Annotated in this window: 1 pseudogene; it reads right to left on the reverse strand. The window is 66.4% G+C overall.

The features are described from left to right. Positions 1-244, reverse strand: a pseudogene (locus tag ACTFO6_RS19490) (penicillin-binding protein); the annotation flags it as partial.

The following is a 244-nucleotide window of genomic DNA, read 5'->3' on the forward strand; positions in this document are numbered from 1 at the left end:
TTCGTGCCCCCGTTGGCCGTGCCTGCGGTCGTACCCCAGTACTCCGTTGCGCAGCGCCTGAAGTGCTGCCTCTTGGTGGGCCGTGAGTAGGGTGGTATAGACGCGGAAGCCCCGCGTATAGGCTTCCGCCCCGTACCGGTCCACCATGAGCTGGCGCGCCATCTCGGTCGTGTAATCTTCCGAAAGTTCACCTTTTCGAGCCGGCTGGCGCGCCACCACGGGTTGCTCCGCCGCCGCCCGGTAC

The organism is Pelomicrobium sp. G1 (genome assembly GCF_051905455.1).
Classification (GTDB): domain Bacteria; phylum Pseudomonadota; class Gammaproteobacteria; order Burkholderiales; family UBA6910; genus Pelomicrobium.